The sequence below is a fragment of the Rhodococcus sp. PvR099 genome, from assembly GCF_017833315.1.
GTDB classification, from domain to species: domain Bacteria; phylum Actinomycetota; class Actinomycetes; order Mycobacteriales; family Mycobacteriaceae; genus Rhodococcus_G; species Rhodococcus_G oryzae.
Genome location: NZ_JAFIBV010000001.1, coordinates 893,218 through 905,863 on the forward strand (window position 1 = coordinate 893,218; position 12,646 = coordinate 905,863).

Genomic DNA, 12,646 nt, shown 5'->3' on the forward strand with positions numbered 1-12,646 from the left:
AGACGTGATCTAGTGTGCAGCCTTGACATCGACGCTGTCGCTCCTGGTCGGCACGCCCATTCGGGTATCCAGAACCAGGCCGAAGACGCCGATTGCGATGCAGACCGCGGAGAAGGCGAGCAGGGCCGGGTTGGTATCGCCACCGAGGGCGTTGCCGAGCACCACGACACCGATGGTGCCGGGCAGCACTCCGGCCAGGGTGGCGAGCATGTAGGGCAGGAGCCGGACCGACGACACGCCGCTGCAGTAGTTGATGACCGAGAACGGAACCGGGGCGATCAGTCGCAGCGAACCCACGGCCAGCCAACCCCGCCGGGCGAGCCGGTCGTCGATCGCCTGGATCGCCGGGTGCGTCATCCGCGAGGCGAACGCGTCGCGTCCGACGGCGCGCACGAGCAGCAGAGCGAGCACGGCGCTGACGGTGGTCGCGGCGACGGCGATCAGGATTCCGGTCGCCGCCCCGAACAACACCCCGGCACTGAGCGTGAAGACGGTGCGGGGGACCGGGGCGACCGTGACGAGGGCATGCACGGCGAAGAAAACCAGCGGGAATGCGGGGCCGACGGACCGCGCCCACTCCCGAACCTGCTCGATGGACGGGTGCGGCACGAGCAGTGCAGCGACCAGCAGCGCCGCGACGACCAGCAGCCCGGCGATCAGCTTCGGATCACGAAGGCGCCTGGTCACGTTCGCCAAGAGTACTCGGCGCGGGGCGGCGGCAGGTGACCGTCGCGACCCCGCACTCCCTGCCGTCGGCGTCGGTGCAGGTGACCCGGCTCACCGCGACCCGGCGTCCGGCGCGCAGCACCTCGGCCTCGAAGACGACGGGGCGGTCCAGCGGCACGGTCCGGAAGAAGTTGATCCGCAGGGAACTGGTGTCCATGGCGCCCGCCGACCCGGCCGCGGCGGCGTTGCCCGCGAGGTCGTACGCGCAGGCCTGCACGCCGCCGTGCATCACGCCGAGCGCGTTGGCGAGCGACCGGTTCGGCGGCACGGTCAGCCGTGCGCCGCGGTCGGTCCGTTCGATGGTGCCGCCGATCGTCTCCAGCGGCGTCATCGTCGGTCCGGATCCGTCGGCGGGTGCGAGCGGGCGTTCGTCGCGGGACTGCTGGACGCCGTCGACGAAGTTGCCCCAGGCGGTGCCGGTGGCGACCAGCTCGCCTGCGGCGTCGAACACCCGCACCGAACTCATCGCGCCGTCCTCGCCGCGGGTCTCGAGCCTGCCCTCGGCGGTCAGGTGCGGCCCGGTCCAGCCGGTCGGCCGGACGAAGTCGACGGACAGGTCGGCGCTGACCAGCCCGGCCCGGTCGCCGCGCCGCTCGTACATGGTGAAACCGAGGCAGTCGTCGAGCAGCACCCCGAGTGCCGCGGTCCTGCCGTGTGGCTCGGGCGCGCCCAGGTCCATCGTCATCCGGTTCACCGCGCCGTCGCGGGTGGCCGGACTGACCCGGAACAGGGCCTGTGGCGTCTTCCGCTCGGCGCCCGTCCGGACATTCGCAATGCTCATTGCGTGGAGGTTACCGAAGGGTAGGTGATCCAGGCGATAGTGGCCGAAAGGGTGCGGCTAGCATCACAGAAACAATGACTGTGTCCGAATATGGAGAGGAAGCAGACACCGTGTCACAAGCTCCTGTGTCACACGCTTCACAGGCCGAGGACGCTGCGCGCGACTACGCGAAGTGGCAGAAGGCTGTGGCCGCGGTGCTGGCGAAGGCCCGCAAGGTCGATGTGGCTGACATGCCCGCCGAACCCGAGCGGCTGCTCGACACCACCACCTACGACGGTGTGACCGTCGCGCCCCTGTACACCCGGCGCGACGAGACCCCCGAAACCACCCTCCCAGGTGTGTTCCCCTTCGTTCGAGGTCGCGACGCCCACCGCGACGTGAACCGCGGCTGGCTCGTCAGCGCCAGTTTCGGTGCGGGCGAAGCGGATCCGAAGGCGGCCAACCAGACGATCCTGGACGGGCTCGAGAACGGCATCAGCGCGATCTGGCTCAGCGCGGGCGGTAACAACCTGCCCGCCGCGACCGTCGCGCAGGCCCTGGACGGGGTGCTGCTCGACCTCGCGCCGCTGACCCTCGACGCGGGCGCCGAGACGGTCACCGCCGCGGAGGCGGTGCTCACCCTGCTCGACGAGCGCGCCGCCGCGGGCGATGGTGTCGCGGATCGCTCCGCGGTCACCGTCAGCTTCGGTGCCGCACCGCTGACCAGTGCCTTCTCCGGTCGCGGCGACATCGACCCGGCCACCGCGGTCGCGCTGGCACGGACCGCGGCCGGTCGGGCCGAGACGGTCCGCGCCATCACCGTCGACGGCACCGCATTCCACAACGCGGGCGCGAGCGACGCCGAGGAACTGGGTGCGGCCATCGCGGCCGGGCTGGAGTACCTGCGCGCGCTCACGGGCGCAGGCATCACGATCTCGGCCGCCCTCGGTCAGGTCGAGTTCCGGTTCGCCGCAACCGACGACCAGTTCCAGACCATCGCGAAGTTCCGCGCGGCGCGCCAGCTGTGGGCCCGCATCGCGCAGGTCTGCGGCGCCTCCGAGTTCGGCGGTGCGCCGCAGCATGCGGTCACCTCGGCCGCGATGATGTCCCAGCGTGATCCGTGGGTGAACATGCTCCGCACCACCCTCGCCGCGTTCGGCGCCGGTGTCGGCGGTGCCGACGCGGTGACCGTGCTGCCCTTCGACGTGGCGGTGCCCGAGGGCACGCTGGAGACGTCGAAGTCGTTCGGTGCCCGCATCGCCCGCAACACCCAGCTGCTGCTGCTCGAGGAGTCCCACATCGGTCGGGTGCTCGATCCCAGCGCCGGCTCCTGGTATGTCGAGGACCTCACCGTTGCCATCGCGGCGAAGGCGTGGGAGTTCTTCCAGCAGATCGAGGCCGACGGTGGCTACGCGGCGGCGCTCGAGTCGGGCCTGATCGCCGATCGGGTCGCGGCCACCCGCACCTCCCGTGAGTCCGACATCGCCCACCGCAAGACCTCGTTGACGGGTGTCAACGAGTTCCCGAACCTCGACGAGAAGCCGCTTCCGGTCGACGCCGAGTCGCCGTTGGCCGACGTCGCCCGCTACGCGGCGGCCTTCGAGGCCCTGCGGGACCGCTCGGACCGGTACCTGGCGGACAACGGTTCCCGGCCGAAGGTGTTCCTCGCCGCGCTCGGCCCGGTGGCCGAGCACAACGGCCGCACCACCTTCGCCTCGAACCTGCTCGCGTCCGGCGGCATCGAGGCCGTGAACCCGGGCACCCTCGACCTCGCGACCGTGGCGGGCATCGTGCGCGAGGCGGACACCACCGTGGCGGTGCTCTGCGGCACCGACAAGCGGTACGTCGCCGACGGCGTACCTGCGGTGGACGCGCTGCGCGCGGCGGGCATCACCACCGTGCTGCTGGCCGGTCCGGAGAAGACCTTTGCCGAGGCGGAAGGCCGGGACCGTCCCGACGGATTCCTCACCGCCCGTATTGATGCGGTGTCGGCGCTGTCCGACCTGCTCGACACCTTGGGAGTGAAATGACCACCCGCGAGGTCAAGCACGTGATCGGCAGCTTCGCCGACGTGCCGCTGACGGATCCCGACTTCCCGGCCCCGCAGGCGCCGACCGCCGATGAGGCGACCGCTCATATCGCGGAGGCCGCGGCGGCGAATCACTACACCGCCGATCAGGTGGTGTGGTCGACCCCCGAGGGCATCGACGTCAAGCCGGTCTACACCCAGGCCGATCGAGACGCGGCGCAGGCACAGGGCTACCCGCTCGACAGCTTCCCCGGTGCGGCCCCGTTCCTGCGCGGGCCCTACCCGACGATGTACGTCAACCAGCCGTGGACCATCCGCCAGTACGCCGGATTCTCCACCGCCGCCGAGTCGAATGCCTTCTACCGGCGCAACCTCGCGTCCGGCCAGAAGGGGCTGTCAGTCGCCTTCGACCTGGCGACCCACCGCGGCTACGACTCCGACCATCCGCGCGTCCAGGGTGACGTCGGAATGGCCGGTGTGGCAATCGATTCCATCCTCGACATGCGTCAGCTCTTCGACGGTATCGACCTGTCGCAGGTGTCGGTGTCGATGACCATGAACGGCGCGGTCCTGCCGATCCTCGCGCTCTACGTCGCCGCGGCGGCCGAGCAGGGCGTCACGCCGGACAAGCTGGCCGGAACCATTCAGAACGACATTCTGAAAGAGTTCATGGTCCGTAACACCTACATCTACCCGCCCAAGCCATCCATGCGGATCATCTCCGACATCTTCGCGTACACCAGTGCCGAGATGCCGAAGTACAACTCGATCTCCATCTCCGGCTATCACATTCAGGAAGCCGGGGCGACGGCCGACCTGGAGCTGGCGTACACGCTTGCCGACGGTGTCGAGTACATCCGGGCCGGGCTCGACGCGGGCATGGACATCGATGCCTTCGCGCCGCGACTGTCCTTCTTCTGGGCAATCGGCATGAACTTCTTCATGGAGGTCGCGAAGCTGCGGGCCGGCCGACTGCTGTGGGCCGAACTGGTGGCCAAGTTCGATCCCAAGAGCAGCAAGTCGCTCTCGCTCCGCACCCACTCGCAGACCTCGGGCTGGTCGCTCACCGCGCAGGACGTGTTCAACAACGTGCCGCGCACCTGCATCGAGGCGATGGCCGCGACCCAGGGCCACACCCAGTCGCTGCACACCAACGCGCTCGACGAGGCCATCGCGCTGCCGACCGATTTCTCGGCCCGCATCGCCCGCAACACCCAGCTGCTGCTGCAGCAGGAGTCGGGCACCACGCGGCCGATCGACCCGTGGGGCGGCTCGCACTATGTCGAGTGGCTGACCAACGAACTGGCGAACCGCGCCCGCGCGCACATCGCCGAGGTCGAGGCGGCAGGCGGCATGGCGCAGGCCATCGGCGAGGGCATCCCGAAGCTGCGCATCGAGGAGGCCGCGGCCCGCACCCAGGCCCGCATCGACTCCGGCCGCCAGCCGCTGGTCGGCGTCAACAAGTATGTGCCGGACGAGCCGGACAGCATCGAGGTGCTCAAGGTCGAGAACTCGAAGGTGCGCGCCGAGCAGCTCGCCAAGCTCGAGCGACTGCGGGCGGAGCGGGACGAGGACGCGACGCAGGCCGCGCTCGCCGAGCTCACCAGGGCCGCAGCCTCCACCGAGGGCGGCATGGAGAACAACCTGCTGGCCCTCGCCGTCGTCGCGGCCCGCGCCATGGCGACGGTCGGCGAGATCTCCGACGCGCTGGAGAAGGTGTACGGGCGTCACCAGGCCGAGATCCGGACCATCAGTGGTGTGTACCGGGACGAGGCCGGAAAGGCGGAGAACATCGCGACCGCAACGGAACTCGTTGAGAAGTTCGCCGACTCGGAGGGTCGTCGCCCCCGCATCCTGGTCGCCAAGATGGGCCAGGACGGACACGACCGAGGCCAGAAGGTGATCGCCACGGCGTTCGCGGACCTCGGCTTCGACGTCGACGTGGGACCGCTGTTCCAGACCCCCGACGAGGTGGCCAACCAGGCCGCCGACGCCGACGTGCACGTGGTCGGTGTCTCCTCCCTGGCAGCCGGACACCTGACGCTGGTGCCCGCGCTCAGGGAGGCGCTCGCCGCGGTGGGACGGCCCGACATCATGGTCGTGGTCGGCGGCGTCATCCCGCCCGGCGATTTCGACGAGCTGTACCAGGCCGGCGCGGCCGCGATCTTCCCGCCAGGAACGGTGATCGCGGACGCGGCCACCGGCCTGCTGGAGAAGCTGGCCGCTCAGTTGGGGCACGATCTGAGTGCCAGCTGACAGGCCCGCCCTCGATCTGACGGCCCTCGGCGACGCCGTGCTCGCGAACAAGCGCGCACAGCTCGCGAAGGCCATCACCCTGGTCGAATCGACCAGGGCGGACCACCGGGAGCAGGCGCAGCAGCTGCTGCTGCGCCTGCTCCCGCACGCGGGCGGCGCGATCCGCGTCGGCATCACCGGCGTCCCGGGGGTGGGCAAGTCGACCACCATCGAGGCGCTCGGCATGCACCTGCTCGAGCTCGGTCACAAGGTGGCGGTGCTGGCGGTCGACCCGTCCTCGACCCGCACCGGCGGTTCGATCCTGGGCGACAAGACCCGGATGCAGAACCTGTCGGTGGAGCCGAACGCGTACATCCGGCCGTCCCCGACCTCCGGCACGCTCGGGGGCGTCGCGAAGGCGACCCGCGAGACCATCGTGCTGCTCGAGGCCGCCGGGTACGACGTGATCCTGGTCGAGACCGTCGGCGTCGGTCAGTCCGAGGTGACCGTGGCGAACATGGTCGACACCTTCACCTTCCTGACCCTGGCCAGGACCGGCGACCAGCTCCAGGGCATCAAGAAGGGTGTGCTCGAGCTCGCCGACATCGTCACGGTGAACAAGGCCGACGGCAAGCACGCGATCGAGGCGAAGGCCGCCGCACGCGAGCTCGCGGGCGCGTTGCGGTTGATCTACCCGCACGACGCGCTCTGGAAGCCGCCGGTGCTGACCATGAGCGCGCTGGAGAACGACGGCGTGGACAAGTTCTGGGACACTGTGCTCCGGCATCGCAAGGTGCTCGGCGACGCGGGGGAACTCGAGGCCAAGCGGCACCAGCAGCAGGTGGACTGGACCTGGTCGATGGTGCACGACCAGCTGCTGCGCCGGCTCGAGACCGACCCGGAGGTCAAGGCGATCCGGCATGACGTCGAGCAGCAGGTGCGGGACGGCTCGCTGACGGCGGCGCTGGCCGCACACCAGATCCTGGACGCCTTCGACAAGTAGGCGCTGCGCGCCCGTGCGCGGTTAACGAGTCTCTGGACTCGCGAACCGCGCACGGGCGGCGAAGCCGCCCACCCGTTCGATGAGGTGGTCGAAGAACGCGGCGGGGTCGGTGCCCACGGCGATGTCCGCGTTCGGCTCGCGGCCCCACATGCCGGTCCAGTCGGCGACGGTGGTGCCGCGGGTGAGGGTGCCCTCGAGTTCGACGTCCACGGTCGCCGGGCGGGTGACGGCAAGGCCGGGATCCAGCGCGAGGGCCGCGGCGAACGGGTCGTGCATGTGCGCGAGGAAGCCCTGGCCGTGGTCGCGGTGGAACTCGAGGTAGAACCGCACCGCGTCCGACAGGTGCCGCACGATGGGATTGGACGTGCGCGAGCGGGTGCCGGGTGGGTCCTGTTCGGTGATGAGCTCGGCGGGTTCGCTCCCGGCCACCTGGGCGAGCAGGCGGAGGTGCTCCGGTCGCATCTCGATCGTCTCGGTGACGTCGAGTGGGCAGATCAGCGGCCGACGGTCGGCGGGGACCACCGAGAACGCCGCGAAGACCTCCTGCGCAGCCTCCGGGTCGACGAAGATGTTCCACTCACAGGTCGGGGTTGTGTTCCCGGGATGGTTGAACACCCCGCCCATCACGACGAGGCGCTTGAGCAGGTGGGGGAGTTCGGGTTCGAGCCGCAACGCGAGTGCGAGATTGGTGAGCGGCCCGGTGACCAGTCCGGTCACCGCGCCGGGGCGCTCGCGCGCGATCTCGACCCAGGCGCGCGCCGAGCTGCGGTCCGACGGCTCGCGGGGGGAGTGCGGCAACTCGGCGTAGCCGATGCCCTGCGGCCCGTGGGTGTCCTCGGTGGTCCGCAGCGGGATTCGCAGCGGCGTGGGTGAACCGACGGTGACCTCGATGTCGGTCCGGCCGCACAGGTCCAGCCACGCCAGGTTGTTCGCGGCGACCTGCGCGACGGGCACGTTGCCGCCGGTGCTGGCGATCGCGAGGATCTCCGCCTCGGGGCTTGCGAGCAGGTAGAGCAGCGCCAGCGAATCGTCGATGCCGGTGTCGACGTCGACGATCATCGGCACGATGGAGCGCACGGGACGGATCATCTCAGGCCCCCACGAGGGCGGTGGCCCTGTGGTGCACGGGGAAGTTCACCGAGCGGGCGATGAAGCACTTCTCGTGCGCGGCCGAGTGCAACTCCGGCAGCTTCGGGAGCATGTCGGCGGCCGCCACCGTGACCTCCGGCCGCAGCACCACCTCCGCGAACTGTCCTGCCCCGCTTGACTCCTCGGTCATCGTCCCGGTCGGGCGGTCGTGGTAGTCGGTGACCACCACGCCCGCGAGGGCGGCGAGGTTCAGGAACCAGAGCATGTGGCACTGCGACAGGGCGGCGACCAGCAGTTCCTCCGGGTTCCACCGCGCCGGGTCGCCCAGGAACGCGGGGTCCGAGCTGCCCGACAGGTCCGGCTTGCCGTCCGCGGTCACCAGGTGTTCGCGGCCGTAGGCGCGCGGGTCGGTCGTGCCCGTGCCGTGGTTGCCGGTCCAGGTGACGGTGAGTTCGTAGTGGTGGTCGCGCACGTGGAAGATCCTCTCAGATCCGGTGTGTGACGGGTCCGTCTGTTTCCCAGGACGGGTCAGATCCAGTGGGGCGCATCGGATCCCCAGTCGTGTGCGGGGTAGGGATACTGCGGGTGGCTTGGCAGCGGTGGGCGCGCGGAGGTGACGGCACCGTGGGTGGCGGTGGTGGCGGGGCCGGGAACCCGCGGCTCCGCAGGATCGGCCACCCGGCCCGGCGCGTCGAGCAGCCAGCGGGCGGTCCGGGCGAGTGCCACCGACACCGAACGCCCCCGTCCGTCCACGGCGCGTAGTGCCAGCGCGTCCACGATGCCGGCGGCCAACAGGTACCCGCTGGCATGGTCTAGCGCCTGCACCGGCAGCGCGCCCGGATGCAGGCCGCCCTCGGCAAGGGAGATCCCGGAGGCGGCTTGGACGATGCTGTCGAACCCGCGCCGATGTGCCCACGGACCGTCATTGCCCCAGGCGCTGACGGAGCCGTGCACGAGGCCCGAGGTGCCCTCGTGCAGCCCGAACCTGTCCAGACTGCCCGGCCGGTAGCCCGTGACCAGCACGTCAGCCGTCGCGAGCAGAGCATGGACGGCGTCGGCGCCGTCGGCACTCGCGAGGTCGAGCAGCGCCGATCGCTTGCCCTGGCCGGTGTCGCGGTGCTGCCAGTCGATCTCGTGCAGCTGTGGTGGGTCCACCCGCAGTACCTGCGCGCCGAGCAGTGCAAGAGCCCGTGCCGCGACCGGTCCCGCGAGCACCCGCGTCAGGTCCAGAACTCGGAGCCCGGCCAGCGGTCGCAGCGGATCGGTGGTCAGTGGTGTCGGACCGGTGAAGGTCACTCCGGAGGTCGTGTCCATCCGTACGATCGGACCCGCGCCGGAGGCGATGCCCTGTGGATGCCTGGTCCACTCGGCCTCGGTGCGCACTCGTGCCGCGACGGCCCCCGCATCGGCGGCACGGTCCTCGATCTCCTGTGCGGACAGCGTTCCGATGCGGGACGAGAGGAGGCCGGCATCGGAGTCCTCGGGCAGGTCCAGCGCCTCCAGGAGCCGGACGCGGTGGTGCGGGTAGTTGGCGTGTGTCCGGACCCACGCGTCGGATGCGGCGAAGAACCCCGACATCGGCGCGAAACCTGGCACCGGGTCACCGTCGATGCGCATCATCCGGTCGCCCGCGAACGAGGCCGCGATCCGCTCCGGGTCAAGGCTCCAGCGGTGCGGTTCCTGGCCACGCACGACGAGCAGTCGGTCGACGGCGGAGGCCAGTGCGCCGACGGACCCGAGGGCGAGGGCGGCTGTCGGCAAGCGGGATGCGAGGAAGCCGTCGCCGGGCGGGAAGCCCACCTGCCCCGGGTCGCACGGCAGCCCACATCCGTTCGCGTAGTCGGTGACGAGTAGCTCCCCAGACGCCATCCCTGGACGGTATACCCGCCGCTCGCAAGGGCGGATGATTGCCGACCCCGACACCGACGCTCGGACGCGGGACCCTCGCCGCACTCATGTCGGTGCTCATCGCGGCGGGCGTGCTCACGGCCGCACGCGCGACCGCCAGCACCCCCCGTCGGGACTAGTTCCGCCGGGCGCTGATCTCGACGCCCGCGGTGCGCAGCCGATCCACGAGCGCGTCGCCGATCGCCGTCGCGGGCGTCAGCACGCCCGCCGCATCGGGCAGGGCGTCCCTGTCGAGCGCGAGGGCGAGGGCGGATTCGCCGAGCATCACCGCGGTCGCGGCGTAGCCCGGGTCACCCTTGGCTCGCACCCGGGCGACGTAGCGGGCGCCGGTGCTGGTGGTGGTGTAGGTGTCGGTCGTGAAATGGCCTGCGGCCCTGGACTTCTCGCTCGGCCCCTCGCCGGGCTTGGGGAGCACCCGGTCGAGGACGTACCGGGTGGGGCCGAAGGCGAGGCCGGCCATCAGGGCGCCGAGGCCGGCGGACACCCCCGCCGCGAAGACGGGCGAGAGCACCGACTGCCCGACGCTCATCACCTCGCGGTACCGGAACGCGCGGCCGTACTCCCACTTGCGCAGCGCGTTGCTCCGGCGCACGACCCTGGTGTTGGTCGAGCCCATCACGAACGGCGCGGTGCGGCCGCCGAGGCCCGGCGCGATGTCCGATCCCTTCAGCATCTCGACGTCGGACTGGCGGCCGAGGTCGGGCTCGGCGGTGAGGTCCGGGCTCAGTGAGTACGGGTTCACCGCGATGCGGCGCGCGGACTTGTCGGCCTTGACGGTGTCGACGAGGTTGCGCATCGAATCGATGGTGCCGCCGCTGACGCCGCCGCGCAGCGAGCTGACCACCATCGTGGTGTCGGTGAGGTCGCCCTCGCCGTCGGCCGCGACCTGCTTGTGCAGGACGTGCACGCCGATGTCGGAGGGGATGGAGTCGAACCCGCAGGAATGCACGATCCGGGCCCCGGAGGCCACCGCGACATCGTGGAACCTGTCGATGCTCTCGCGGCCGAACAACACCTCGCCGCTGAGGTCGGCATAGTCGGTGCCCGCCTCGGCGCAGGCCCGGACCAGGTCGATGCCGTACTTGGCGTACGGGCCGACGGTGGTGATCACGACGTGGGCGGACTCGGCGAGCGCGGTCAGGGAGGTGGGGTCGTCCGCGTTCGCGACGATGATCGGCCACTGCGCGGCGGCCGGGCCGAGTTCGGCCCGCACCGTCTCCAGCTTGGCCGTGGATCGCCCGGCGAGACCGATCCGCGCGCCGCGCGGGGCGCTCCTGGCCAGGTACTGCGCGGTGAGCTTGCCGACGAATCCGGTGGCGCCGTAGACGACGATGTCGAGATCGCGAGTGCGGGTCATGCATCAGAACCCTACGCGGATCACCGCGTTCGCGGCCGCCCTGCTACCAGCTCCATGTGTGCACCGGCTCGCCCGAGTGCATCCGCTCCAGGTACTCGCACAGCATGGACCTCAGGGCGCTGTCGCGCGACTGACCGGCACGTTCCCGCGCGGCGACGCACTCGCGCTGCCACACCGATCCGCTGCGGGCCGCGCGAGCGCGGCCCTCGATCACGCCCAGGTACTTGTCGCGGAGGCCGGCGTCGACCCCCAATTCCTCGAGTCCGGCGTCCGCCATCGGCAGCAGCGTGCGCTCCACGAGATCCTGTGGGCTCACCGCGCCGTTCCCCGGCCACTGCATCACGGAGTCGAAGCCGTTCCTCGCGCCGACCCGAAGGTTCTCCTCCGCGGCGGCGAACGGCATCTGGGTCCACAACGGTCGGTCGGAGCGGGCGAGCGAGCGAAGCGTGCCGTAGTAGAACGCGGCATCGGCGAGGGTGTCGACGATGGTCGGGCCCGCTGGCAGCACGCGGTTCTCCAGGCGCAGCGGCGCCTGGGCGTCCGTGGGGTCGTAGACCGGCCGATTCCACCGGTAGATCGTTCCGTTGTGCATCGTCAGCTCGGCGAGTTCGGGGGTGCCGCCGCCCGCGACCACCGCGACAGGATCCTCCGGCGTCAAATCCGGCAGGAGCGCGGGGAAGTAGCGCGAGTTCTCCTCGAACAGGTCGAACACCGACGTTATCCAGCGCTCGCCGAACCACACCCGCGGACGGACCCCCTGATTCTTTAGCTCCGGCGGCCGGGTGTCGGTGGCCTGCTCGAACAACGGGATCCGGGTTTCGTTCCAGAGTGCCCGCCCGGCGAAGAACGGCGAGTTGGCGGCGAGCACCACCTGGATCCCGGCCAGGATCTGGGCGGCGTTCCAGTGCGCTGCGTAGGTGGCGGGGGAGACCTGCAGATGCAGTTGGACCGATGTGCATGCCGCTTCGGGCAGGATTGTGTGGGTCAGGGTCGTCAGGTGATCGGACGCGCTGTGGCCCGGCAGCGGCACCCCCGCGATGCTCAGCTCGATGTCCTCGCCCCTTGCGGCAAGGATCTGCTGCTCCAGGACGGTGTACCGGGTGTCGGACGACATCCACTTCTGCTCGAAATGATCCTCACGCAGCGTGGGCAGGATGCCGATCATCGCGAGCCTGCCGCCTGACTCGCGGGCGCGGGCGTCCGCGAGGTCGAGCGAGGCACGCAGGTCGTCCTCGAGTGCCGCGAGATTCGCGCCGGCAAGGGGCCTCGGCTCGACGTTGATCTCGATGTTGAACTGGGCGAGCTCGGACTGATACTTCGGGCCCGCGAGGGCGGCGAGCACCGCGGCGTTCACCATCGCGGGCTCGCAGTTCTCGTCGACCAGGTTCAGCTCGATCTCCATGCCCATCTTCGGGCTGGGGATCTCGGCGGCGTTCTCGAGGAGGGTGGCCAGGGCATCGAGGCAGGCCTGCACCTTCTCGCGGAAGTCCTGCCGGTCCCGGCGCGAGAACTTCAGCCGTGTCACCTCGTGGCCCATGG

General features: G+C 70.5%; 10 protein-coding genes. 3 read left to right on the forward strand and 7 right to left on the reverse strand.

The annotated features are described in order from the left end of the window. Positions 1–9: 9 nt before the first annotated feature. Positions 10–687 carry a TVP38/TMEM64 family protein gene (locus tag JOE46_RS04155; RefSeq protein ID WP_209926342.1) on the reverse strand — a complete coding sequence of 226 codons (678 nt, stop codon included), beginning with the start codon at positions 685–687 and terminating at the stop codon, positions 10–12. Beyond that, positions 668–1,507 carry a PaaI family thioesterase gene (locus tag JOE46_RS04160; RefSeq protein ID WP_097209815.1) on the reverse strand — a complete coding sequence of 280 codons (840 nt, stop codon included), beginning with the start codon at positions 1,505–1,507 and terminating at the stop codon, positions 668–670. Before JOE46_RS04160 ends, JOE46_RS04155 begins: the two co-directional genes overlap by 20 nt. A 125-nt stretch (positions 1,508–1,632) precedes the next feature. On the opposite strand from JOE46_RS04160, the gene mutA reads away from it, so the two are divergent. The 3 genes from mutA to meaB are packed head-to-tail and all read left to right on the forward strand — an operon-like array spanning position 1,633 to position 6,753. Beyond that, positions 1,633–3,516, forward strand: coding sequence for a methylmalonyl-CoA mutase small subunit (mutA, locus tag JOE46_RS04165; protein WP_209926345.1), 1,884 nt, complete (start codon positions 1,633–1,635; stop codon positions 3,514–3,516). Next, positions 3,513–5,771 carry a methylmalonyl-CoA mutase gene (gene scpA, locus JOE46_RS04170; protein WP_209926347.1) on the forward strand — a complete coding sequence of 753 codons (2,259 nt, stop codon included), beginning with the start codon at positions 3,513–3,515 and terminating at the stop codon, positions 5,769–5,771. The genes mutA and scpA overlap by 4 nt, the downstream gene beginning before the upstream one ends. Further along, positions 5,761–6,753: a methylmalonyl Co-A mutase-associated GTPase MeaB gene (gene meaB / locus JOE46_RS04175; RefSeq protein WP_097209812.1), complete on the forward strand. Its 993-nt coding sequence runs from the start codon at positions 5,761–5,763 to the stop codon at positions 6,751–6,753. The genes scpA and meaB overlap by 11 nt, the downstream gene beginning before the upstream one ends. A gap of 21 nt (positions 6,754–6,774) precedes the next feature. On the opposite strand, the gene JOE46_RS04180 is transcribed toward meaB, so the two are convergent. The 5 genes from JOE46_RS04180 to JOE46_RS04200 form a co-directional block, all read right to left on the reverse strand. After that, positions 6,775–7,812, reverse strand: a complete 1,038-nt coding sequence (locus JOE46_RS04180) for a nucleoside hydrolase (protein WP_374102913.1) — start codon at positions 7,810–7,812, stop codon at positions 6,775–6,777. A 31-nt stretch (positions 7,813–7,843) separates the two neighbouring features. Next, positions 7,844–8,314 (reverse strand): OsmC family protein, encoded by a 471-nt coding sequence (locus tag JOE46_RS04185; protein ID WP_209926350.1) that lies wholly within the window; start codon positions 8,312–8,314, stop codon positions 7,844–7,846. 56 nt (positions 8,315–8,370) lie between these two features. Further along, the gene (locus tag JOE46_RS04190; protein ID WP_209926352.1) at positions 8,371–9,711 is read right to left on the reverse strand and encodes a CoA transferase; all 1,341 of its coding nucleotides are present in this window, start codon (positions 9,709–9,711) and stop codon (positions 8,371–8,373) included. Between the two features lie 154 nt (positions 9,712–9,865). After that, positions 9,866–11,107 carry a trans-acting enoyl reductase family protein gene (locus JOE46_RS04195; protein ID WP_097209808.1) on the reverse strand — a complete coding sequence of 414 codons (1,242 nt, stop codon included), beginning with the start codon at positions 11,105–11,107 and terminating at the stop codon, positions 9,866–9,868. Between the two features lie 43 nt (positions 11,108–11,150). Further along, complete coding sequence (locus JOE46_RS04200; RefSeq protein WP_097209807.1) at positions 11,151–12,644, reverse strand: glutamate--cysteine ligase; 1,494 nt, start codon at positions 12,642–12,644, stop codon at positions 11,151–11,153. Positions 12,645–12,646: the final 2 nt, after the last annotated feature.

Coding starts and splice junctions, on each gene's coding strand:
- JOE46_RS04160 (WP_097209815.1), bottom strand. CDS start 1,507: ATGAGCATTGCGAATGTCCGGACGGGCGCCGAGCGGAAGACGCCACAG.
- scpA (WP_209926347.1), top strand. CDS start 3,513: ATGACCACCCGCGAGGTCAAGCACGTGATCGGCAGCTTCGCCGACGTG.
- JOE46_RS04180 (WP_374102913.1), bottom strand. CDS start 7,812: ATGATCGTCGACGTCGACACCGGCATCGACGATTCGCTGGCGCTGCTC.
- JOE46_RS04190 (WP_209926352.1), bottom strand. CDS start 9,711: ATGGCGTCTGGGGAGCTACTCGTCACCGACTACGCGAACGGATGTGGG.
- JOE46_RS04195 (WP_097209808.1), bottom strand. CDS start 11,107: ATGACCCGCACTCGCGATCTCGACATCGTCGTCTACGGCGCCACCGGA.
- JOE46_RS04200 (WP_097209807.1), bottom strand. CDS start 12,644: ATGGGCCACGAGGTGACACGGCTGAAGTTCTCGCGCCGGGACCGGCAG.